The sequence below is a fragment of the Streptomyces changanensis genome (genome assembly GCF_024600715.1).
Lineage (GTDB): Bacteria > Actinomycetota > Actinomycetes > Streptomycetales > Streptomycetaceae > Streptomyces > Streptomyces changanensis.
In genome coordinates this window covers 4028540-4051295 of the sequence record NZ_CP102332.1, presented here as the reverse complement: position 1 = coordinate 4051295, position 22756 = coordinate 4028540, and the positions used below count along the sequence as shown (strand labels likewise).

The 22756-nt window shown below is 72.6% G+C and carries 23 protein-coding genes; 3 read left to right on the top strand and 20 right to left on the bottom strand.

The window, feature by feature from the left end:
* Positions 1-46: 46 nt before the first annotated feature.
* The 6 genes from alr to NRO40_RS18095 form a co-directional block, all read right to left on the bottom strand.
* Positions 47-1234, bottom strand: coding sequence for an alanine racemase (alr, locus tag NRO40_RS18120; protein ID WP_058943139.1), 1188 nt, complete (start codon positions 1232-1234; stop codon positions 47-49).
* Positions 1235-1460: 226 nt separating this feature from the next.
* Complete coding sequence (locus tag NRO40_RS18115) at positions 1461-2102, bottom strand: SMI1/KNR4 family protein (protein ID WP_232791131.1); 642 nt, start codon at positions 2100-2102, stop codon at positions 1461-1463.
* Between the two features lie 101 nt (positions 2103-2203).
* Positions 2204-3631 carry a bifunctional ADP-dependent NAD(P)H-hydrate dehydratase/NAD(P)H-hydrate epimerase gene (locus NRO40_RS18110; RefSeq protein ID WP_058943140.1) on the bottom strand — a complete coding sequence of 476 codons (1428 nt, stop codon included), beginning with the start codon at positions 3629-3631 and terminating at the stop codon, positions 2204-2206.
* Between the two features lie 4 nt (positions 3632-3635).
* Positions 3636-4004, bottom strand: coding sequence for a holo-ACP synthase (locus NRO40_RS18105; protein ID WP_058943141.1), 369 nt, complete (start codon positions 4002-4004; stop codon positions 3636-3638).
* Complete coding sequence (gene glmS, locus NRO40_RS18100; RefSeq protein WP_058943142.1) at positions 4001-5848, bottom strand: glutamine--fructose-6-phosphate transaminase (isomerizing); 1848 nt, start codon at positions 5846-5848, stop codon at positions 4001-4003. The genes NRO40_RS18105 and glmS overlap by 4 nt, the downstream gene beginning before the upstream one ends.
* Before the next feature lie 276 nt (positions 5849-6124).
* Entirely contained in the window at positions 6125-6940 is an 816-nt protein-coding gene (locus NRO40_RS18095; protein WP_058943143.1) for a hypothetical protein, read from the bottom strand.
* A gap of 231 nt (positions 6941-7171) precedes the next feature.
* Between NRO40_RS18095 and coaA the strand changes: the two genes are divergently transcribed.
* Positions 7172-8179 (top strand): type I pantothenate kinase, encoded by a 1008-nt coding sequence (coaA, locus tag NRO40_RS18090; RefSeq protein ID WP_058943144.1) that lies wholly within the window; start codon positions 7172-7174, stop codon positions 8177-8179.
* A gap of 32 nt (positions 8180-8211) precedes the next feature.
* The gene (locus NRO40_RS18085) at positions 8212-9150 is read left to right on the top strand and encodes a DUF389 domain-containing protein (protein WP_058943145.1); all 939 of its coding nucleotides are present in this window, start codon (positions 8212-8214) and stop codon (positions 9148-9150) included.
* Positions 9151-9262: 112 nt separating this feature from the next.
* Here the strand turns inward: NRO40_RS18085 and glmM are convergent, their stop codons facing one another.
* The 4 genes from glmM to NRO40_RS18065 all read right to left on the bottom strand — a co-directional run bounded on the left by glmM (position 9263) and on the right by NRO40_RS18065 (position 13602).
* Positions 9263-10621, bottom strand: a complete 1359-nt coding sequence (glmM, locus tag NRO40_RS18080; protein ID WP_058943146.1) for a phosphoglucosamine mutase — start codon at positions 10619-10621, stop codon at positions 9263-9265.
* Between the two features lie 109 nt (positions 10622-10730).
* Positions 10731-11249 carry a 30S ribosomal protein S9 gene (rpsI, locus tag NRO40_RS18075; protein ID WP_058943147.1) on the bottom strand — a complete coding sequence of 173 codons (519 nt, stop codon included), beginning with the start codon at positions 11247-11249 and terminating at the stop codon, positions 10731-10733.
* Positions 11250-11290: 41 nt separating this feature from the next.
* Entirely contained in the window at positions 11291-11734 is a 444-nt protein-coding gene (gene rplM / locus NRO40_RS18070; protein ID WP_023587008.1) for a 50S ribosomal protein L13, read from the bottom strand.
* Positions 11735-11979: 245 nt separating this feature from the next.
* The gene (locus NRO40_RS18065) at positions 11980-13602 is read right to left on the bottom strand and encodes an ATP-binding cassette domain-containing protein (protein WP_058943148.1); all 1623 of its coding nucleotides are present in this window, start codon (positions 13600-13602) and stop codon (positions 11980-11982) included.
* 55 nt (positions 13603-13657) lie between these two features.
* On the opposite strand from NRO40_RS18065, the gene NRO40_RS18060 reads away from it, so the two are divergent.
* Positions 13658-14719, top strand: coding sequence for a chromosomal replication initiator protein DnaA (locus tag NRO40_RS18060; RefSeq protein ID WP_058943149.1), 1062 nt, complete (start codon positions 13658-13660; stop codon positions 14717-14719).
* Here the strand turns inward: NRO40_RS18060 and truA are convergent.
* The 10 genes from truA to secY form a co-directional block, all read right to left on the bottom strand.
* A complete protein-coding gene (gene truA, locus NRO40_RS18055; protein ID WP_058943150.1) occupies positions 14684-15547 on the bottom strand; it encodes a tRNA pseudouridine(38-40) synthase TruA in 864 nt (287 codons plus the stop codon). The genes NRO40_RS18060 and truA overlap by 36 nt on opposite strands.
* A gap of 78 nt (positions 15548-15625) precedes the next feature.
* Positions 15626-16138, bottom strand: a complete 513-nt coding sequence (rplQ, locus tag NRO40_RS18050; RefSeq protein ID WP_058943151.1) for a 50S ribosomal protein L17 — start codon at positions 16136-16138, stop codon at positions 15626-15628.
* 80 nt (positions 16139-16218) lie between these two features.
* Positions 16219-17241, bottom strand: a complete 1023-nt coding sequence (locus NRO40_RS18045) for a DNA-directed RNA polymerase subunit alpha (protein ID WP_003956430.1) — start codon at positions 17239-17241, stop codon at positions 16219-16221.
* 151 nt (positions 17242-17392) lie between these two features.
* Positions 17393-17797, bottom strand: a complete 405-nt coding sequence (rpsK, locus tag NRO40_RS18040; protein WP_003956432.1) for a 30S ribosomal protein S11 — start codon at positions 17795-17797, stop codon at positions 17393-17395.
* 65 nt (positions 17798-17862) lie between these two features.
* Positions 17863-18243, bottom strand: a complete 381-nt coding sequence (gene rpsM, locus NRO40_RS18035; RefSeq protein ID WP_058943152.1) for a 30S ribosomal protein S13 — start codon at positions 18241-18243, stop codon at positions 17863-17865.
* A 184-nt stretch (positions 18244-18427) separates the two neighbouring features.
* The gene (gene rpmJ / locus NRO40_RS18030) at positions 18428-18541 is read right to left on the bottom strand and encodes a 50S ribosomal protein L36 (RefSeq protein WP_003956441.1); all 114 of its coding nucleotides are present in this window, start codon (positions 18539-18541) and stop codon (positions 18428-18430) included.
* Between the two features lie 63 nt (positions 18542-18604).
* Positions 18605-18826 carry a translation initiation factor IF-1 gene (infA, locus tag NRO40_RS18025; protein ID WP_003956442.1) on the bottom strand — a complete coding sequence of 74 codons (222 nt, stop codon included), beginning with the start codon at positions 18824-18826 and terminating at the stop codon, positions 18605-18607.
* A 215-nt stretch (positions 18827-19041) separates the two neighbouring features.
* The gene (gene map, locus NRO40_RS18020; protein WP_058943153.1) at positions 19042-19893 is read right to left on the bottom strand and encodes a type I methionyl aminopeptidase; all 852 of its coding nucleotides are present in this window, start codon (positions 19891-19893) and stop codon (positions 19042-19044) included.
* 151 nt (positions 19894-20044) lie between these two features.
* Positions 20045-20704 carry an adenylate kinase gene (locus NRO40_RS18015; RefSeq protein WP_058943154.1) on the bottom strand — a complete coding sequence of 220 codons (660 nt, stop codon included), beginning with the start codon at positions 20702-20704 and terminating at the stop codon, positions 20045-20047.
* Positions 20704-22023, bottom strand: coding sequence for a preprotein translocase subunit SecY (gene secY / locus NRO40_RS18010; RefSeq protein WP_257375445.1), 1320 nt, complete (start codon positions 22021-22023; stop codon positions 20704-20706). Before secY ends, NRO40_RS18015 begins: the two co-directional genes overlap by 1 nt.
* Positions 22024-22756: the final 733 nt, after the last annotated feature.

Below are 22756 nucleotides of genomic sequence, written 5' to 3'. Positions count from 1 at the left end.
CCGCCGACCGCGAACGCCCCCGCACCGGTCTCCGCCACGGCTCCCCCTACTCCCGCTCGTCGAGGTGGACGCGTGGGACGCGTGCGCCGACGCGGGTGACGATCTCGTACGCGATGGTCCCGGCCGCGCGCGCCCAGTCCTCGGCCGTCGGCTCGCCGTCGTCGCCGGGGCCGAAGAGCACCGCGCGTTCGCCCGGCTCGACGGTGTCGCCGCCCAGGTCGAGGACGAACTGGTCCATCGCGACCCGCCCCGCGACGGTCCGCACGGCCCCGCCGAGCAGGACCGGGCCACGGCCCGAGGCGTGGCGGGGGACGCCGTCGGCGTACCCGAGCGGGACGAGGGCGAGGGTGGTCTCCGCGTCGGTCACGTGGTGGTGGCCGTAGCTGACGCCCAGGCCGGCGGGCGCCTGCTTCACGGACGCCACGGAGGCGCTCAGCCGCATCACGGGGCGGAGCCCGAAGTCGGCGGGCGTGCCGATCTCGGGGCCGGGCGAGATGCCGTACATCGCCACGCCGGTGCGGACCAGGTCGAAGTGCGACTCGGGGAGGGTGAGGGTCGCCGGGGAGTTGGCCATGTGCCGCACCTCCGGGGTGACGCCGGCCTTCTCCGCGTGCTCCAGCATGTCGTGGAACCGTGCGAGTTGGGCGCCGACCGAGGGGTGGCCCGGCTCGTCGGCGCAGGCGAAGTGGGACCACAGGCCGGTCACCCGGACGAGCCCGTCGGCCTGCGCCCGCAGGGCCTCCCCGACGAGGCGCGGCCAGTCGGCGGCCAGGCAGCCGTTGCGGCCGAGGCCGGTGTCCGCCTTGAGCTGCACCCGGGCGGTGCGCCCGGCGGCCCGCGCCGCCGCGGTGACCTCGTCGAGCGCCCACAGCCCGCTGACCGTGATGTCGACGTCCGCCTCGATCGCCGCGCGGAAGGGCCCGCCGGGCGTCCACAGCCAGCACAGGACCGGGGCGTCGATGCCCGCGGCGCGCAGCGCGAGCGCCTCGTACGGCGTGGCGGTGCCGAGCCAGGCGGCCCCCGCCTGGAGTGCGGCGCGGGCGCACGGGACGGCGCCGTGGCCGTACGCGTCGGCCTTCACGACACCCATGAGCCCGGCGCCGCCGGGCGCGACGCGGGCGCGCAGCGCGCGGACGTTGGCGCGCAGCGCACCGAGGTCGATCTCGGCGCGGGCGCGGGTGTCGGGGCGCTCGGGCTCGCGGGTGGCGCTGGTGTGCTGCGGTGTCTCACTCATCGCGCCCAGTGTCTCAGGTGCGCCCCGGCACCCCGGCGCCCCGCCGTGTCGCCCCGGTCACTGTCGTCCCGGCCACTGTCGTCCCGACCGGTGCCAGCCGGCCGCCGGCACCCCGGTCACCGGCCGGCCGCCGGCGCCCGCTCGCCGGCACCCCGGTCACCGTCCCGCCCGCCGCCGTGGCCCGCTCGCCGCCGCCCTGCTCACCGTCCGGCCTCCGGCGCCCCGGTCACTCCGGTCCCGGGCCGTCCGCCGGGCGGTGCCGCGGCTGGGCGTACGGGTCGGGCTCGCCGGTGACCGGGTCGAGGCCGGCCACGTACCGCCGCTGCTCCTCGCGCCAGTGCACGAATCGGGCCGGCGTGCCGTCCCAGAAGACGAGGCTGACCGGCGGGTCGTCGAACTCGTCGGCGAGGAGGCGGTGCAGGAAGGCCGCCATCCCGTACGGGTGGACGCTGAACGTCGGGGAGGTGTGGCGCCCGCACACGACGACCGGCCAGCGGTCGGGGTCAGGGTCCGTGGTGAGCCAGCACAGGATGTCCGGACCGGCCGTGACGCCCCAGGCCAACAGGTGCTCCGGGTCCACGTCGAGGGCGTCGCGCCCGCCCTCCGCCCGCCACGCGAGGCGGACGTTCGCCGTCTCCTCCGCGAGGTCGCCCGGCTGCCACCGCACGCCCCGCCGCGGCAGCGGCAGCAGGACGACGGCCTCGCCGTTGACGGAACCGCCGCCGTAGCGCGCCATGAAGTCCCGGTAGTCGGCGGGGAACCGGACGCCCCACCGGGCCTCGGCCGCCGCCCAGTCGACCTGCTCGTCGGCCCCGTGGTCCGACGGCATGAGCCGCGCGAGCGCGGCGACGTGCGGGTTCTCCGCCACGATCTCTCCCACCCCTGGTGAACGAGGGAATCCTACGCAGCCGGGTCCCCGCTCCCCCGCCCCGGGGCGGGGCGGCAAGGGGCGGCGGCCGGCCGGGGCCGTCAGGCGGCGACATCCCGCCACGCGCCCGGCAGCGCGTCGGCCACGTCGTGCGCCGCGACCGGCGCCCCGGCGGCGGCCCGGCGGGCGGCGAGCCCGTGCAGGTACGCGGCGGCCGACGCGGCGTCGCGCGGGGCGAGCCCGGTGGCGAGCAGCGAACCGGCGAGGCCCGACAGGACGTCGCCGCTGCCGGCGGTCGCGAGCCACGGCGTGCCTGTCGGGTTCACCCGTACCGGAACGCCCGGGTCGGGGTCGGCGACGAGCGTCGTGGACCCCTTGAGCAGGACCGTCGCCCCGTACCGCGCCGCCAGTTCGCGCACCGCCTCCAGCCGCCGCGCCTCCACGTCGGCGCGGTCCGTGCCGAGCAGCGCTGCCGCCTCGCCCGCGTGCGGGGTGAGGAGCGTGGGCGCGGGGCGGGCCCGTACCGCCGCCATGTCCAGCGCGCGCAGGCCGTCGGCGTCGACGAGGACCGGCACGTCCGAGCCGAGGACGTCGTCCGCGCCCGGCGTGTCGCCGAGCCCCGGCCCGAGCACCCACGCCTGGACGCGCCCGGCGTCCGCCGGCGGCCCGGCGTGCACCAGCGTCTCCGGGTACCGCGCCAGCACGGCCGCGCCCGCGGGCCCCACGTACCGCACGGCCCCGGCCCCGCCGCGCAGCGCCCCCGCGACGGCCAGCACGGCCGCGCCCGGGTAGCGGGCCGACCCGGCGACGACCCCGACGACGCCGCGCCGGTACTTGTCGCTCTCGGCGGCCGGCACCGGCAGCAGCCCCGCCACGTCGGCGTGGTGGAGCGCCTCCAGCTCCGGCGGGGACGGCAGCAGATCGGCCAGGCCGATGTCGACGAGCCGCACCGCGCCCGCGTACTCCCGCGCCGGGTCGACGAGCAGCCCCGGCTTGTACGCCCCGAACGTCACCGTCGCGTCGGCCCGCACGGCCTCGCCGTCGACGGCCCCGGTGTCGGCGTCCACGCCGCTCGGCAGGTCCACGGCCACCACGACGGCGCCGGAGCCGCGCGCCGCCCGCACCAGGGGCACGGCCTCCGGGCGGAGCCCGCCCCGGCCGCCGATGCCGGTGATGCCGTCCAGCACCAGGTCGGCGCGGGCCAGCACGGCGAACGGGTCGTCGGCCACCCGGCCGCCCGCCGCGAGCAGCGCGGCCAGCCCGCCCTCGTGGGCCCGTGCGCCGAGCAGGACGGCCGTCACGCCGGCGCCGCGCCGCGCGAGCCCCGCCCCGGCGTACAGGGCGTCACCGCCGTTGGCACCGCTGCCGACCAGCAGCACGACCCGCGAGCCGTACACCCGCCCGAGGAGCCCCGCGCAGGCCCCCGCGAGCCCGGCGGCGGCCCGCCGCATCAACGTCCCCTCGGGGAGCCCCGCCATCAGCGCCGCCTCGGCGGCCCGCACACTCTCCACGCGATACGCAGTACGCATGACGTCAACCCTCCGCGATCACCACGGCCGACGCCACCCCCGCGTCGTGGCTGAGCGACACGTGCCAGTTCCGCACGCCCAGTTCGGCCGCGCGCGCGGCGACGGTCCCCCGCACCCGCAGCCGCGGCTGTCCGCTCTCCTCGACGTACACCTCGGCGTCCGTCCAGTGCAGTCCCCCCGGCGCGCCGAGCGCCTTGGCGATGGCCTCCTTGGCGGCGAACCGCGCGGCGAGCGAGGCGACTCCGCGCCGCTCGCCGCTCGGCAGCAGCAACTCCCGCTCCAGGAAGAGCCGTTCGGCCATCTGCGGCGTCCGCTCCAGCGCCTCCGCGAACCGGACGATCTCGGCGACGTCGATCCCCACCCCGATGATCATTCGACGGTGACCGACTTGGCGAGGTTGCGCGGCTGGTCCACCTCGTTGCCGCGGGCCGTCGCCAGCTCGCAGGCGAAGACCTGGAGCGGCACGGTCGAGACGAGCGGCTGCAGGAGCGTGGGCGTCACCGGGATGCGGATCAGGTGGTCCGCGTACGGCACGACGGCCTCGTCCCCCTCCTCGGCGATGACGATGGTCCGCGCGCCGCGCGCCCGGATCTCCTGGATGTTCGACACGACCTTGCCGTGGAGCACCGACCGGCCGCGCGGCGAGGGCACCACCACGACGACGGGCAGGTCCTCCTCGATGAGGGCGATGGGGCCGTGCTTCAGCTCGCCCGCGGCGAACCCCTCGGCGTGCATGTAGGCCAGTTCCTTGAGCTTCAGCGCGCCCTCCAGCGCCACCGGGTAGCCGACGTGCCGGCCGAGGAAGAGCACCGTGTCGTGGCCGGCGAGGGACCGGGCGAGCGCGCGGACGGGCTCCATGGTCTCCAGGACCCGCTCCACGTCCTCGGCGATCCGGGCGAGGTCCCGGATGACGGCGCGGATCTCGTCGCCCCACTTGGTGCCGCGCACCTGGCCGAGGTAGAGCGCGACGAGGTAGCAGGCGACGAGCTGGGTGAGGAACGCCTTCGTCGACGCGACGGCGACCTCGGGCCCGGCGTGGGTGTAGAGGACGGCGTCCGACTCGCGCGGGATCGTCGACCCGTTGGTGTTGCAGATCGCGAGGACGCGGGCGCCCTGTTCGCGGGCGTGGCGCAGCGCCATCAGGGTGTCCATGGTCTCACCGGACTGCGAGATGGCGACCACCAGCGTCCGGTGGTCGAGGATGGGGTCGCGGTAGCGGAACTCGCTGGCCAGCTCCACCTCGCAGGGGATGCGGGTCCAGTGCTCGATGGCGTACTTGGCGATGAGCCCGGCGTGGAAGGCCGTGCCGCAGGCGACGATGACGACCTTGGTGGCCTCGCGCAGCACGGCGGCGGGGATGCGCACCTCGTCCAGGGTGAGCGAGCCCTCGGCGTCGATCCGGCCGAGCAGCGTGTCGGCGACGGCCTTCGGCTGCTCGGCGATCTCCTTGAGCATGAAGTAGTCGTAGCCGCCCTTCTCGGCGGCGGAGGCGTCCCAGTCGACGTGGTACGCCCGCACGTCGGCGGGGGCGCCGTCGAAGGTCGTGACGGTGACGCCGTCCCGGCGCAGCTCGACGACCTGGTCCTGGCCGAGCTCGACGGCCGAGCGGGTGTGGTCGATGAACGCGGCCACGTCGGAGGCGAGGAACGACTCGCCGTCACCGATGCCGACGACGAGCGGGGAGTTGCGCCGGGCGCCGACGACCACGTCCGGTTCGTCGGCGTGGACGGCGACGAGCGTGAACGCCCCTTCGAGCCGGCGGCACACCTGCCGCATGGCCTCGGCGAGGTCGGCGGTGGACGAGTGGGCCTCGGCGAGGAGGTGGGCGACCACCTCCGTGTCGGTCTCGGAGGCGAGTTCGTGCCCCCGCTCGGCGAGCTCGGTCCGGAGCGACGCGAAGTTCTCGATGATCCCGTTGTGCACGACGGCGACGCGGCCCGCGTTGTCCAGGTGCGGGTGCGCGTTGGCGTCGGTCGGTCCGCCGTGCGTGGCCCACCGGGTGTGCCCGATCCCGGTGGACCCGCTCGGCAGGGGCCGGCCGGCCAACTCCTTGTCGAGGTTGACGAGCTTGCCGGCCTTCTTCGCCGCGGCCAGGCCGCCGTCGGCGAGGACGGCGACCCCGGCCGAGTCGTAGCCCCGGTACTCGAGCCGCTTCAGACCCGCGATGACGACATCAAGCGCCGACTGCCCGCCGACGTATCCCACGATTCCGCACATGGCGGCAGCCTACGGCTCCGGGGGCGCCACGGGCGGCCCCGACGGGCGGACACCGCGTCAGGCCCCGGCCGGATGGACGCCGGGGCGGTCCCCGGCCGGACGAACGGCGGGTCAGCCCGGCGGGACGGACGGCCGGACGGACGGCGGGCGAACGGGAGGTCACCCTCGCCGGACCGACGGAAGGTCAGCCCCGCCGGACCGACGGGAGGTCAGCCCCGCCGGACGGGCGGTAGGTCGCCCCCGCCGGACGTCGGCCCCGCGGGGGCGGACGGCGGGTCAGCCCTGCTTGGCGACCTTGGCGACCTGGGCGTCGATGACGGCGGTCGGCAGCGGGAAGTCCTTGCCGCCGACGGCCGCGCCGATGTTCACCGCCGTGAAGGTGGCGAGCGTGGAGCCCTGGCGGACGGCCGCGACCTTGACCGCCATGGTGTCGCCGTCCTCCATGTCGGCGGCGAGCACCCAGGCGCCGGCCTCGTCGCCGCCGGACACCTTGGCCTCCGTCACCTTGACGATCTTCGTCTTCTCGCCGTCCTGCGTCAGGGTGAAGCCCCCGGCGCAGGCGGTGGCGGCGGCGCGCAGCGAGGCGAGCGCGTCGGCCGCGCCCTTGGCCTCGTACGAGGCGAGCTTGTCGATGGTGACCGTGACGGCCATCGTCGAGGCGAGGGCCTCCTCGATCTGCTTCTCCGTCATGCCCTCGAAGGACGGCTTCTCCGCGCCGGCCTTCGGCTCCTCCATCACCTTGCGGGTGACGTCGGCGGTGGACTTGCCGAGCGCGACGCCGGAGCTGGCCTCGGCCAGCGGGAGGCACTCGGCCTTGTCGACGGTGACCGAGCCGGGCTTGCCGACCTCGTCCGCCCCGGCCGGCTGGACCTTGTGGCCCTTGACGTCACCCTGGGCCAGCACCGCCTTCTCCAGCTCCGCGGCGGTGAGGACCTTGGCGGCGGGCGCGGCCGGCGCGGCCGACGTCGCGTCCTTGGCGGCGCCCTTGTCACCGTCACCCGCCTTCTCACCACCGCCACAGGCGGTCAGGAGCAGGGCGAAGGAGACCGCGGAGGCGGCGACGGCGGAACGACGGATGACGGAGGCGCGCATGGACACAACTTTCTCTGTGAATGTTGTGCACACGATAAGTGCCGGTTCCCGACGGCCCGCCCGCTTCCCGATCCACGGTCCATGCCGGTACCCGACCGTGATGCGGGCGTGATCAGCGGGCCTGCCGGGCGGCCCGTCCGGCGGGGGCCCGGTGGCGCGCCGGGGCGGCCTCGCCACCCACGTGACCGACCCCACCCCCCACGCCGGTCCCGTACGCCCGACAATGGCCCTGTGATCACTTCGCCGCCACGAAGCAGCACACCGCCGCCCGGCAGCGCCGCCGCCCCGGCCCGGCGTGCCGAGACGACGCCGTATGTCGACCTGACCCGGGACCAGTGGAGCGCGCTGCGGGACAAGACGCCACTGCCGCTCACCGCCGACGAGGTGGAGCGGCTGCGCGGCCTCGGCGACGTCATCGACCTCGACGAGGTCCGCGACATCTACCTGCCGCTCTCCCGGCTCCTCAACCTCTACGTGGGCGCCACCGCGAACCTCCGCGGGACGCTCAACACCTTCCTCGGCGAGAAGGGCGCCCAGCGGGGCACCCCGTTCGTCATAGGCGTCGCCGGCTCCGTCGCCGTCGGCAAGTCGACCGTGGCCCGCCTCCTGCAGGCGCTGCTGGCGCGCTGGCCGGAGCACCCGCGCGTCGAGCTGGTCACCACGGACGGCTTCCTGCTGCCCATGAAGGAGCTCCAGGCGCGGGGGCTGATGTCGCGCAAGGGGTTCCCCGAGTCGTACGACCGGCGGGCGCTCACGCGGTTCGTCGCCGACATCAAGGCCGGCAAGGACGAGGTGACCGCGCCCGTCTACTCGCACCTGATCTACGACATCGTCCCCGGCCGGCTCCTGACCGTACGACGCCCCGACATCCTCATCGTCGAGGGCCTCAACGTCCTCCAGCCGGCCCTGCCCGGCAAGGACGGCCGCACCCGTGTGGGCCTCGCCGACTACTTCGACTTCTCCGTGTACGTCGACGCCCGGCCCGAGGACATCGAGCGCTGGTACCTGAACCGCTTCCGCAAGCTGCGCGCGACCGCCTTCCAGGACCCCTCCTCGTACTTCCGCAAGTACACGCAGGTCGGCGAGGAGGAGGCGCTCGACTACGCGCGCACGATGTGGCGCACGATCAACAAGGTGAACCTGCTGGAGAACGTCGCCCCGACCCGCGGCCGTGCCAACCTGGTCGTCCGCAAGGGCCCGGACCACAAGGTGCAACGGCTCTCCCTGCGCAAGCTCTGACGCCCACCGGACCCCTGGAAGGGAGCGCGGTCGTGCTGCACCTGCGCCTGATCGTCCCCGCCGACCACACCGACGAAGTGGTCCGCACGATCGAACGGACGGTCGGCACGACCCACCTCGCCGTCCTCCCCGGCGCCGCCCGCGACCCCGCCGGCGACCTCGTCCTGTGCGACGTGGCCCGTGAGGCGGGCGACGGGCTGATCTCCGACCTGTGCGCCCTGGGCCTCGACCGGTCCGGCTCGATCGCCGTCGAGGACATCGGCCTGTCGCTCTCCGCCCACGCGGAGAAGGCCGAGGACGACGCGCCCGGCGAGGCCGCCGACGCCGTCCTGTGGGACCAGCTCCAGGACGCCACGCACGAGGAGTCGACCCTCAGCGTCACGTACGTGGCGTTCCTGACGCTCGCCACGATGATCGCGGCCTGCGGCGTGGTCCTGGACAACGCCGTCCTGATCGTGGGGGCGATGGCGGTCGGCCCGGAGTTCGGCCCGCTGGCCGGCGTCTGCACGGCGCTGGTGCAGCGTCGCCCGCGCCTGGCCGTGCGGTCGCTGGTCGCGCTGCTCGTGGGCTTCGCGGCGGCCATGGCGCTGACGGTGGTGTTCAGCCTGGCGATGGACGCGGCGGGGCTGTTCACGGAGGAACGGCTGCACGGCGACCGGCCCAACACCGGATTCGTCTACGCGCCGGACTGGTTCTCGTTCGTCGTCGGGCTGCTCGCCGGCGCCGCCGGCACCCTGTCGCTCACGTCCGCGAAGTCCGGGGCGCTGGTCGGCGTGGCCATCTCGGTCACCACCGTCCCGGCGGCGGCCAACGCCGCCGTGGCGCTGGGGTACGGCGACCTCGGTCAGACCAAGGGCTCGGTCGAGCAGCTGCTGCTGAACCTGCTGGCGATCGTGCTCGCCGGCACCCTGACCCTGCTGACGCAGAAGGTCCTCTGGGCGCGCCGGCGCCCCCGCGTCCGCCGGGCCTGACCCCGCAGACGCCCCGCCTGACCCCGCAGACGCCCCGCCTGACCCCGGACGCGCGGAAGGGGCGCCCCACGGAGGTGGGGCGCCCCTTCCCGGGTACGGGGAAACGGGCTGCCTAGCCGAGCGTGGCCTTCACCGCGTCCGCCAGCTGGCCGGCGACCGAGCGGGCCTGCTCGATGTCCGCGGCCTCGACCATGACCCGCACCAGGGGCTCGGTACCGGACGGGCGCAGCAGGACGCGGCCGGTGGTGCCGAGCGTGCGCTCGGCGTCCGCCACGGCGGCGGCCAGCTCCGCGGAGGTGCCCACGCGGCTCCTGTCGACGTTCTTCACGTTGATCAGGACCTGCGGGAGGCGTTCCATGACGCCCGCCAGCTCCGCGAGGGACCGCCCGGTCGCCGCGACGCGCGCCGCGAGGAGCAGCCCGGTCAGCGTGCCGTCGCCGGTGGTGGCGTGGTCCAGCACGATGACGTGCCCGGACTGCTCGCCGCCGAGGGCGTAGTCCTTGTCCTTCATCTCCTCCAGCACGTACCGGTCGCCGACCGCCGTCTGGACGAGCCGCAGGCCCTCGCGCTCCATGGCGAGCTTGAAGCCGAGGTTCGACATGACGGTCGCGACGACGGCGTCGCCGCGCAGCGTGCCCGCCTCGCGCATGGCGAGGGCGAGGACGGCGAGGATCTGGTCCCCGTCGACCTCGGTGCCGGTGTGGTCCACGGCGAGGCAGCGGTCGGCGTCGCCGTCGTGGGCGATGCCGAGGTCCGCGCCGTGCTCGACGACGGCGGCCTTCAGCAGCTCCAGGTGGGTGGAGCCGCAGCCGTCGTTGATATTGAGGCCGTCCGGGGTGGCGCCGATGGTGACGACCTCGGCACCGGCCTGCCGGAACGCGGCGGGCGACACGCCGGACGCGGCGCCGTGCGCCTCGTCGAGGACGACCTTCAGCCCGTCGAGCCGGTTGGGCAGCACGCCGAGCAGGTGGGCGACGTACTGGTCGAAGCCCTCGCGGTAGTCGGCGACGCGGCCGACGCCGGAGCCGGTGGGCCGGTTCCAGGGCGCGCCGGTGCGGTGCTGCTCGTACACGGCCTCGATGCGGTCCTCCAGCTCGTCGGCGAGCTTGTGGCCGCCGCGCGCGAAGAACTTGATGCCGTTGTCCGGCATGGCGTTGTGCGACGCGGACAGCATCACGCCGAGGTCGGCGCCGAGCGAGGCGGTCAGGTGCGCGACGGCCGGGGTGGGCAGCACGCCGACCCGCATGACGTCGACGCCCGCGCTGGCGAGGCCCGCGACGACGGCGGCCTCCAGGAACTCTCCCGACGCCCGCGGGTCCCGCCCGACCACGGCGGTCGGCCGGTGTCCTTCAAAGGTCCCCGCTTCGGCGAGCACGTGCGCCGCCGCGACCGACAGGCCGAGCGCGAGCTCCGCCGTCAGATCCGCGTTGGCGACACCGCGCACACCGTCCGTGCCGAAGAGTCGTCCCACAGCTGTCCTCCGAGTTACTCCGAAAAAGCAAGGTGAAGCATATAGACGTACGCCCCGGCAGCACGGAGGTGCCGCCGGGGCGTACGTCGAGCAGACCGAGCAGGCGTGATCAGCGCTTGCTGTACTGCGGGGCCTTACGGGCCTTCTTGAGACCGGCCTTCTTGCGCTCGACCGCGCGGTCGTCGCGGCTGAGGAAGCCGGCCTTCTTCAGGGCGCCGCGGTTGTTGTCCACGTCCGCCTCGTTCAGCGCGCGGGCCACGCCCAGGCGCAGGGCGCCGGCCTGGCCGGAGACGCCGCCACCCGAGATGCGGGCGATGACGTCGTAGCGGCCCTCGAGCTCGAGCACCTTGAAGGGCTCGTTGACTTCCTGCTGGTGCACCTTGTTCGGGAAGTAGTCCTCGAGGGTGCGACCGTTGATCTTCCACTTGCCGGTGCCCGGGACGATCCGGACGCGGGCGATGGCGTTCTTGCGGCGGCCCAGGCCGGCCGCGGGCTGCGGCTCGCCGAAGCGGGACGCGAGGGACTCCGAGGTGTACTCGCCCTCGACGGGCACCTCGGACTCGAAGGTGGTGACCTCGGCGTAGGTCTCCTCGCCCTCGATGGGGTTCTCAACAGTGGTCTCGGCCACGATGCTCCTCAGATTCTCTTCGTCTTAGGGGGTGGCCGGACTTACTGCGCGACCTGGGTGATCTCGAACGGAACCGGCTGCTGGGCAGCGTGCGGGTGGTTCTCGCCCGCGTAGACCTTCAGCTTCGAGAGCATCTGACGGCCGAGGGAGTTCTTGGGGAGCATGCCCTTGACGGCCTTCTCGACGGCCTTCTCGGGGTTGTTCGCGAGGAGGTCGTCGTAGCGCACGGAGCGCAGACCGCCCGGGTACCCGGAGTGGCGGTAGGCCATCTTCTGGGTCCGCTTGTTGCCGGACAGGTGCACCTTGTCGGCGTTGATGATGATGACGAAGTCACCAGCGTCGACGTGCGGCGCGTAGATCGGCTTGTGCTTGCCCCGGAGGAGCGTTGCTGCGGTGGTGGCCAGGCGACCCAGGACGACGTCCTGGGCGTCAATGACGTGCCACTGGCGAGTGACATCGCCGGGCTTGGGGCTGTACGTACGCACGGTCGTAGCCTTCGCTTCTTCAGTGAGTGGGTCCTGTCAAGGCCACCACGGACGATCACGACAGCCATGACCACACGTCGGTGACGCATACCGAGTGCAGGTCGCTGGTCATCGGCCCGGTGAGCCGGCGTAACGGCCTCTCACGTGAGATCGAGCAAGCCAGTACGCATAACGAACCAGAAGAATACGCGGCGTCCCCCACCCGGGTCAAAACGACTCCGCCGCGCCCGCCCCGCGGCGGCCCGCTACCGCTCGCGTTCCACCCTCCGCTCGTCCCAGACCGGCTCCGCCGTCTCCCGGACGACGCCGTCCGCGCCGAACACCAGGTACCGGTCGAAGGAGCGCGCGAACCACCGGTCGTGCGTCACCGCGAGCACCGTCCCGTCATACGCCTCCAGACCCGCCTGCAGGGCCTCCGCCGACTCCAGGTCGAGGTTGTCCGTCGGCTCGTCGAGCAGCAGCGCCGTCGCGCCCGACAGCTCCAGCAGCAGGATCTGGAACCGGGCCTGCTGCCCGCCGGAGAGCCGCCCGAAGGGCTGGTCCCCCTGCTTCTCCAGCTCGTACCGGCGCAGCACGGACATCGCCCCGCCCCGGTCCTTGGCGTGCTCGGTCCACAGGATGTCGACGAGGGGGCGGCCCTGGAGCTCCGGGTGGGCGTGGGTCTGCGCGAAGTGCCCCGGCACGACCCGAGCGCCGAGCTTCCAGGCCCCGGTGTGCGCCACCGAGGCGTCGCCCGCCAGGAGCCGCAGGAAGTGCGACTTCCCCGAGCCGTTCGAGCCCAGGACGGCGACCCGCTCCCCGTAGAAGACCTCCAGGTCGAACGGCTTCATCAGCCCGGTGAGCTCCAGGCGCGCGCACGTCACCGCCCGCACCCCCGTGCGCCCGCCGCGCAGCCGCATCCGGATGTCCTGCTCGCGCGGGGGCTCCGGCGGGGGCCCGGCCTCCTCGAACTTCCGCAGCCGGGTCTGGGCGGCCGCGTACCGCGACGCCATCTCGTGGCTGATCGACGCGGCCTGCCGCAGGTTGACCACCAGTTTCTTCAGCTGGGCGTGCTTCTCCTCCCAGCGCCGCTTCAGCTCCTCGAAGCGCGCGAACCGCTCCCGCCGCGCCTCGTGGAACGTCGCGAAACCGCCGCCGTGCACCCACACGTCCGACCCGGCCGGGCCCGGCTCCACCGCGACGATCTTCTGCGCGGCCCGCGCCAGCAGCTCCCGGTCGTGGGAGACGAACAGCACCGTCTTGCGGGTCTCGGCGAGCCGCTCCTCCAGCCACCGCTTGCCCGGCACGTCGAGGTAGTTGTCCGGCTCGTCGAGGAGCAGCACCTCCTCCGGGCCGCGCAGCAGGGCCTCCAGCACCAGCCGCTTCTGCTCACCGCCGCTGAGCGTGCGGACCTCGCGGAACTGCGCCCGGTCGTACGGGACGCCCAGCGCCGCCGTCGTGCACCTGTCCCACAGCGTCTCCGCCTCGTAGCCGCGCGCCTCCGCCCAGTCGCTCAGCGCCTGCGCGTACCCCATCTGCGCGGCCTCGTCGTCCACGGTCATGATCAGGTGCTCCGCCGCGTCGACCGCAGCGGCCGCCTCCCGGATCCGCGCCGGCGCCACCGACACCAGCAGGTCGCGGACGGTGCGCTCGTCCCGTACGGAGCCCACGAACTGCGGCATCACCCCGAGCCCGCCGCTGACCGTCACGGTCCCGCCGTGCGGCTGCGCCTCCCCCGCCACCAGGCGCAGCAGCGTCGTCTTGCCGGCTCCGTTCGGCCCGACGAGCGCCACCACGGCGCCCTCGCCGACCCGGAACGACACGTCGCCGAGCAGCGCCCGCCCGTCCGGCAGGTAGTACTCGAGGTGTGCGACCTCCACATGTCCCATGGCCGCATTGTGGCCGCCGGTCCCGCGGATACCCAACCGGATTAGGATGCGCGGCATGAGCTTTGGGGGACCGCGGTGGCCGCAGGAGCCACACCAGCCGGACGGGGGCACCGGCCACGACCCGTACGGGCAGCAGCCCGCCGGGCCGTACGGGCAGCAGCAGCCGCAGGACCCGGGCGCGGGCCCGGCGCCGTACGGGCAGGGGCGGGAGCCGTACGGGCAGCAGCCACAGGTCCCGCCGTACGGCCCGGCCCGTGAGCCGTTCGGGCAGCAGCCCGCGGCCCCCTTCGGCACCGCGGCCGACGGCACGCCCGACTGGAGCGCCCTGGCGGAGGCGTCCGAGACGCGCCAGCGCCGCCGGCGCTGGCTGATCGCCGGCGGCGGGGTCCTCGCCACGGCCGCGATCGCCACCGTCGTGGCCGTCGCCGTCGTCAACGGCGGCAGCGGCGGCGGCACCGCCCCGACCGCCTCCGCGACGACAGCGGTCCCGGGCGGCGCCGAGGTCCCGACCGACGGGACCGGCCCGCAGCCGTCCTTCTCCTCCGTCGCGCCCGCGCCCCCGGCGGACCCGATGGACTTCCTCGCGACGGCCGCCAAGGACACGGCCCCGCTCACCCCGGAGGGCCTCTTCCCCGGCAGGAAGCTGACCTTCGGCGACCGGGTGTACACCAAGGGCGCCACCGGCTCCACCACCCAGTGCGCGGGCGCCGGCCGGGACGGCCTGGGCGCCGTCCTGCAGCGGCACGGCTGCTCCCGCGTCATCCGCGCCACGTACGTCCGGGACGGCGTCGCCGTCACCGTCGGCGTCGCCCTCTTCGCCGACCAGGGCAAGGCCCTCGCGGCGAAGGAGGGCGCCCGGGGCGGGATCGCCCCCCTCGCGGGCGCCGGCGTCGGCGACTTCTGCCGCGCGACCGTCTGCCTGCGCCGCTCGAACGCGCTGGGCCGCTACGCGTACTTCACTCAGGCCGGCTTCACCGACGGCCGGAAGGTCACCACCTCCGACACCGCCGTCTTCAAGACCAGCGACGACCTGGGCGCCTTCGCCTTCAACCAGATCTACGCCCGCGGCCGCGCGCAGGCGTCAGCAGCAGCCACCGCTCCGGCCGGGGGCCAGTGACCGCTTGTTGCGGGCCTCCAGGTTCCTGGCGGCCAGCAGCTCGTCCGCCGGGTAGCCCACCGCCTCCAGGGTGAGCCCGTGCGGCCGTACGACGTGGACGGCGGAGTCCCGCACCCCCGCGGCGAGGACCTTCGCCGGCCACTCCACCGGCCGGTGCCCGTCGCCGACGAACAGCAGCGCGCCGACGAGCGAGCGCACCATGTTGTGGCAGAAGGCGTCCGCCTTGACCGTCGCCTCCATGACGCCGGACGGCAGCCGCTCCCACCGCAGCTCCTGGAGGGTGCGGATGGTCGTCGCGCCCTCCCGCCTCTTGCAGTACGCCGCGAAGTCGTGCTCGCCGAGCAGCGGCTCGGCGGCGGCGTTCATCGCGTCGACATCGAGCGGCCAGTCGTGCCACAGCACGTGTCCGCGCAGCAGCGGGTCGACGCCGCCCGGGTCGTCGGTGACGCGGTAGGCGTACCGCCGCCAGATCGCCGAGAAACGGGCGTTGAAGCCGCTCGGCGCCTCCTCGACCCGCCAGATCCGCACGTCGTGGGAGAGCCGCCCGGCGAGGCGCCGCAGCAGCTTCTCGCGGTGCTCGGCCCACACGGCCTCCGGCAGGTCGACGTGGGCGACCTGCCCGCGCGCGTGGACGCCCGCGTCGGTCCGCCCGGCGACGGTCAGCTCGTACGTCTCCGAGGAGCGCGTCACCGTGCGCAGGGCGTCCTCGATCTCCCCCTGCACGGTCCGCTGCCCGCCGGCCTGCTTAGCCCAGCCGTGGAAGTCCTTGCCGTCGTAGGACAGGTCCAGTCGCACCCGTACGGAGCCGGGCTTCACGTCATCGCTCACGCGTCAATCCTCTCAAGCCGAACGGGCCCGCCCCCCCGTGAGGGGGACGGGCCCGTCGTTGCGCCTTCAGAACGCGGTTCAGGCGTCCTTGGACTCTTCGGCCTTGGCCTCGTCAGCCTTGGCCTCCGCCTCGTCGGCCTTCGCCTCGTCGACCTTGGCGTTGGCCTCGTCGGACTCCTTGACCGCGCGCTTCGTGGCGGCCTCGGCCTCGGCGACGGTCGCCTTCTTGGCGATCTCGCCCTCGACCAGCTCGATCACGGCCATCGGGGCGTTGTCGCCACGACGGTTGCCGATCTTGGTGATCCGGGTGTAGCCACCCGGACGCTCGGCGTAGCGCGGGGCGATCTCGGTGAAGAGCGTGTGCACGATGCCCTTGTCCGTGATCGTCTGCAGCACCAGGCGACGGTTGTGGATGTCGCCCTTCTTCGCCTTGGTGATCAGGCGCTCGGCGACCGGACGCAGGCGGCGGGCCTTGGCCTCGGTCGTGGTGATGCGGCCGTGCTCGAAGAGCGCCTTCGCGAGGTTCGCGAGGAGCAGCTTCTCGTGCGCGGCGCTGCCGCCCAGACGGGCACCCTTGGCGGGCTTCGGCATGGTGTTTCTCCTTGTGATCTGCCCCGGCCGTGTCAGGTACCGGGGTCAGGGCCCCGCAGGCGGTCGCCTACGGGCAGCGATCAGTACTGCTCGGTCTCGACGAAACCGGCGTCCGCGTCGTCGTCGGCGCCGAAGGCGTCGGCGGCGGCGGTCGGGTCGAATCCGGGCGGGCTGTCCTTGAGGGCCAGGCCCATGCCGGCCAGCTTCGCCTTGACCTCGTCGATCGACTTCGCACCGAAGTTGCGGATGTCGAGCAGGTCGGCCTCGGAACGCGCCACGAGCTCACCCACGGAGTGGATGCCCTCGCGCTTGAGGCAGTTGTACGAACGGACGGTGAGCTCGAGCTCCTCGATCGGCAGCGCGAGGTCGGCGGCGAGGGCGGCGTCCGTCGGGGACGGGCCCATGTCGATGCCCTCGGCGTCGATGTTGAGCTCACGGGCGAGACCGAACAGCTCGACCAGGGTCTTGCCGGCGGACGCCATGGCGTCGCGCGGGCGCATGGCCTGCTTGGTCTCGACGTCGACGATGAGCTTGTCGAAGTCGGTGCGCTGCTCGACTCGGGTGGCCTCGACCTTGTAGGTGACCTTGAGGACCGGCGAGTAGATCGAGTCGACCGGGATGCGGCCGATCTCCTGACCCACCTGCTTGTTCTGCACCGCGGAGACGTAGCCGCGACCGCGCTCGACGGTCAGCTCCATCTCCAGCTTGCCCTTGCCGTTGAGCGTGGCGAGGACCAGGTCGGGGTTGTGCACCTCGACACCGGCCGGCGGGGCGATGTCCGCGGCGGTGACCAGGCCGGGGCCCTGCTTGCGCAGGTACATCACGACCGGCTCGTCGTGCTCCGAGGAGACGACCAGCTGCTTGATGTTGAGGATGAGGTCGGTGACGTCCTCCTTGACGCCCGGCACGGTGGTGAACTCGTGCAGGACACCGTCGATGCGGATGGACGTGACCGCCGCACCCGGGATCGAGGAGAGGAGCGTACGGCGGAGGCTGTTGCCGAGCGTGTAGCCGAAGCCCGGCTCCAGCGGCTCGATGACGAACCGCGAGCGGTACTCGTCGACGACCTCTTCGGTCAGCGAGGGACGCTGAGCGATCAGCATGGTGTTTTTCCTTCAGTCGTGGACGCCCGCTATTTGACGTCCTCGGTCAGTGCAAGGGTACGGGCGGCACGCCCCCGAAGAGCCGTACCGCCCGGGAATCCCTGCGCGGAGCGGCCGCGCGCGGACGCGCGGCGCTCCGGTCGGCCGTGCGTCAGACGCGGCGGCGCTTGGGGGGACGGCAGCCGTTGTGCGGCGTGGGGGTGACGTCCTGGATCGAGCCGACCTCGAGGCCGGTGGCCTGGAGGGAGCGGATCGCGGTCTCACGGCCGGAGCCGGGACCCTTGACGAAGACGTCGACCTTACGCATGCCGTGCTCCTGCGCGCGGCGGGCGGCCGACTCGGCGGCCATCTGCGCGGCGAAGGGGGTGGACTTGCGCGAGCCCTTGAAGCCGACGTGGCCGGCGGAGGCCCAGGAGATCACGTTGCCGGACGGGTCCGTGATCGAAACGATGGTGTTGTTGAACGTGCTCTTGATGTGCGCGTGGCCGTGAGCGACGTTCTTCTTTTCCTTGCGGCGCACCTTCTTGGCAGCGCCCTGACGTCCCTTGGGGGGCATGTCTTAACTCCTACGGGAGGTGGTCGGTCCTACAGCGAAGACCGTGGACAGTCGTCCGCTGCGGACTACTTCTTGCCCGGCTTCTTCTTGCCGGCGATGGCGCGACGCGGGCCCTTGCGGGTACGGGCGTTCGTGCTGGTGCGCTGACCGCGGACCGGCAGGCCACGGCGGTGACGCAGACCCTGGTACGTGCCGATCTCGACCTTGCGGCGGATGTCGGCCTGGACCTCGCGGCGGAGGTCACCCTCGGTCTTGAGGTTGGCGTCCACGTACTCGCGGATCTTGACCAGGTCCTCCTCGGACAGGTCACGAACGCGGGTGTTCGGGTTCACACCGGTGGCGGCGAGGGTCTCCTTCGCCAGGGTGCGGCCGATGCCGAAGACGTAGGTGAGTGCGACCTCCACGCGCTTGTCGCGCGGGATGTCAACACCGGAAACGCGTGCCATGCAATGGCTCCTGTGTGATCGGGGGTCTTCCGCAGCGCCGTTCTCTGGCCGCCGTACGAGGTACGGACCAGGTCCCCGGCCCCCGCCGGAGGTGTCGCCGACCCTGTCAGGGCTTGGCGGGCGCTGCGTATGTACGAATTTGCTTGCGTCGCGCGAAGTACTGCGAGGTGCAGGTCGGCGTGCGTCAGCCCTGGCGCTGCTTGTGGCGCAGGTTGTCGCAGATGACCATGACCCGACCGTGACGGCGGATCACCTTGCACTTGTCGCAGATCTTCTTGACGCTCGGCTTGACCTTCATGGGATGTGAGGTTCTCCGGGTCAGTGCCACCACCCGCGCGGGAAGCGGGGGTGCGGGCAAGATCTACTTGTAGCGGTAGACGATCCGGCCACGCGTCAGGTCGTACGGAGACAGCTCCACGACGACCCGGTCATCCGGGAGGATGCGGATGTAGTGCATCCGCATCTTGCCGCTGATGTGCGCGAGGACCTTGTGACCGTTCTGGAGCTCTACCTTGAACATGGCGTTCGGCAGGGACTCGATCACGGTGCCCTCAATCTCGATGGCACCTTGCTTCTTGGCCACGCTTCGCCCTTCGAATCGGCTACCTTGATCGACTCCCGCAGCCGAGTGCGAACACACGGGTACACGAGAGCCGACGCATCAGTCTACGCGAGGCCCCTGGAAAAGACGAATCAGCAGAGCATCCCCATCTGTGGAGATCCCTAAGCGCCCCCGGCGGCCCCGCTGCCCGTCCGACCCGGTCGCGTCCCGCGGGACCGTGGGGCCGATGGGGCGGGTCAGGCCAGCGGGTCGGGAGCGGCGGTGACGCCGAGCTCGGCGAGCTTCGCCCGGCCGCCGTCGGGGGCGGTCAGGACCAGGGGGCCGTCCTCGGTGAGGGCGACCGAGTGCTCCCAGTGCGAGGACCACGTGCCGTCGGTCGTGATGACCGTCCAGTCGTCCTCCAGCACCTCCGTGCGGGGCGTGCCCAGGGAGACCATGGGCTCGATGGCGAGGCAGAAGCCGGGGACGAGCCTGGGGCCCTTGCCGCGCTTGCGCGAGACGTAGTTCAGCAGGTGCGGGTCCATGTGCATCTCGGTGCCGATGCCGTGGCCGCCGTAGTCCTCGATGATGCCGAACTTGCCGAGGCTGTGCTCACCCGTGGCCGGCCGCGGCTGGCGGCGGATGTAGGTCTCGATCGCGCGGGAGACGTCCACCAGCCGGTTGCCGTTCTTCATCGCGGCGATGCCGTGCCACATGGACTCCTCGGTCACCCGGGACAGCTCGATCAGCTCCGGGGCGTGGCCGGAGCCGACGAAGGCGGTGTACGCCGCGTCGCCGTGCCAGCCGTCGATGACGGCACCGCAGTCGATCGAGATGATGTCGCCGTCCTTCAGCACGACCTCCTCGCTGGGGATGCCGTGCACGACGACCTCGTTCACCGAGGTGCAGATCGTCGCGGGGAAGCCGCCGTACCCGAGGAAGTTCGACTTCGCGCCGTGGTCGGCGAGGACCTTGCGCGCGGCCTCGTCGAGGTCCTTGGTGGTGGCGCCGGGGACGGCCACCTCGCGCGTCGCCGCGTGGATGGCGGCGACGACCAGCCCCGCCTCGCGCATCTTCGCGATCTGCTCCGGGGTCTTGATCTGCACCATGACGGCAAACGCCTTTCTCGGACTTCTCGGGGGGCGAGCGGGAGCTCTCGGTACAACGATACGGGCGCCCCCGCGGCAATGGCTTCGGCCGCGGCTCCCGGGACGGGGGCCGCGGCCGAAGCGCGGTACGGGGTGCGCGGTGCGCGGGGTCCTACGCGGCGTGCTCGCCGCGCAGGGCCGCCATGGCGCGGTCGGTCACGTCGTTGACCTTGCCGAGCGCGGGGATCGTGACGACCAGGCCCTGGGCCCGGTAGTGGTCGATGATCGGCTCGGTCTGCGTGTGGTAGACCTCCAGCCGCGTGCGGACGGTCTCCTCGGAGTCGTCGTCGCGCTGGTAGAGCTCGCCGCCGCAGACGTCGCAGACGCCGTCCTGCTTCGGCGGGGTGTACGTCACGTGGAAGACGTGCGCGCTGTCGTTGCGGCAGATGCGGCGGCCGGCGATCCGCTTGACGACCTCGTCCTCCGGGACCTCCAGGTCCAGGACGGCGTCGAGCTTCATGTCCGCGGCCTCGAGCATCCGGTCGAGCGCCTCGGCCTGGGCCACGTTCCGCGGGAAGCCGTCGAGGAGGAAGCCGTTCTCGGCGTCCGCCTGCTCCATGCGGTCCTTGGCCATGCCGATCGTGACCTCGTCGGGCACCAGGTTGCCGGCGTCCATGAACGCCTTCGCCTGCTTGCCCAGCTCCGTGCCCTGACTGATGTTTGCCCGGAACAGGTCACCCGTGGAGATGTGCGGAATCGAGAGATTCCTGGCGAGGAACGCGGCCTGCGTCCCCTTGCCTGCACCGGGTGGTCCGACGAGGACGATTCGCATCAGCGGAGGAACCCTTCGTAATTGCGCTGCTGGAGCTGGCTCTCGATCTGCTTCACGGTCTCCAGCCCCACACCCACGATGATGAGGATGCTCGTCCCGCCGAACGGGAAGTTGGCGTTCGCACCGCCGAAGCCGGCCAACGCCATCGTCGGCACAAGAGCGATCAGACCCAGATACAGCGAGCCGGGCCAAGTGATCCGGTTGAGCACGTAGCTCAAGTACTCAGCAGTAGGTCGACCAGCCCGGATACCCGGGATGAAGCCACCATACTTCTTCATGTTGTCGGCGACTTCCTCGGGGTTGAAGGAGATGGCCACATAGAAGAAGGCGAAGAACACGATGAGGAAGAAGTAGATCACCGTGTGGATGGGCTTGCCGTCAACCAAATGCTGCTGAATCCAGGCAGACCACCCGGTGGTCCCGCTACCGGCGAACTGCACGATCAGGATGGGGATGTAGAGCAGCGACGAGGCGAAGATGACGGGAATCACACCCGCCTGGTTCACCTTCAGCGGGATGTACGTCGAGGTCCCGCCGTACGAGCGGCGGCCGATCATGCGCTTCGCGTACTGGACCGGGATCCGGCGCTGGGCCTGCTCGACGAAGACGACGAGGGCGACCATCACGAAGCCGATCAGGATGACCGTGCCGAACTCGATCCAGCCCTTGGCGAGCTTGCCGCTCTCCTTGATGGCCCAGAGGGAGCCGGGGAAGCCGGCGGCGATCGAGATGAACATCAGGATCGACATGCCGTTGCCGACGCCGCGGTCGGTGACGAGCTCACCGAGCCACATCACGAGGGCCGTACCGGCCGTCATGGTGATGACCATGACGATGATGGTGAAGATCGACTGGTCGGGGACGATCTGGCTGGCGACGGTGCAGTTGCTGAAGAGCGCGCCGCTCTTCGCGGTGGCGACCAGGCCGGTGCCCTGCAGGACGGCGAGGGCGACCGTCAGGTAGCGGGTGTACTGCGTGATCTTCGACTGACCGGACTGTCCCTCCTTCTTCAGGGCTTCGAGCCGCGGGATGACCACGGTCAGCAGCTGAAGGATGATGCTCGCCGTGATGTACGGCATGATGCCGAGCGCGAAGATGGTGATCTGCAGCAGGGCACCACCGCTGAACATGTCCATCAGGCCGAGCAGGTTGTTGTTGCCCTGCTGGGCCTGCTTGACACATTGCTGGACGTTCTCGTAGTCCACACCGGGAACGGGGATGTGCGCACCGAGCCGGTAGAGCACGATGATGCCGAACGTGAAGAGCAGCTTCTTACGCAGGTCGGGCGTCTTGAACGCCCGGGCGAACGCGGTGAGCACGGTGCCTCCTGCGACCCCCGAGCTAGCGCGTCAGAGGCGACGGGTTTGAAAGATCAGCGGTTATTGGGCAGGGCGGCGCTGTGCTGGCACAGGCCGCCCGAAGATTAATGGCGCCACCCTACCTGGCCGTACGCCACGCGGGAAACATCTCCCACCACGCACGGTCCGGAACGCCCTGTTGGACCGGGTACGGAGGGCCGCCTCGAGCCCGGGATGTTCACCCTCAGGCAGGACGCGCGCACCCAGCGTACCCGCAGCGTACGCGGGGCCCGCGGGGCGAGCGCACCCCGGTACGGGAGTTCCGCCGGGAGCGGAACGGACGCCGCGGCCCCGGCCCCGACGCGGGTGGCCGACGGTCGGCGATCGCGACCCGGCGGCGGTCCCGACCGGCGGCGGTCGGACCGGCGGCGCTCGACGGCCGGCGGTCACGCGGCGGCGGGCGGTCGGCGGTCGGCGGGGTGTCGGACTGGCGCGGCCGGCGGGGCAGCGGCGGTCGGCGGTCGGCCCGGCGGCCGGCGGTCACGCGGCGGCGGGCGGGCGGACCCGTGTCGGACGGGCGCGGCCGGCGGGGCAGCGGCGATCGGCGGTCGGCGGTCGGCGGTCGGCGGTCGGCGATCGGCGATCGGCGGTCGGCGGTCGGCGGTCGGCGGTCGCGCGAACGACCAGGCGGCGGGCGGATCGCCCCGGCGCAAACGACCTGCGGCGGGCCGGCAGTCGGCAGTCGGCAGTCGGC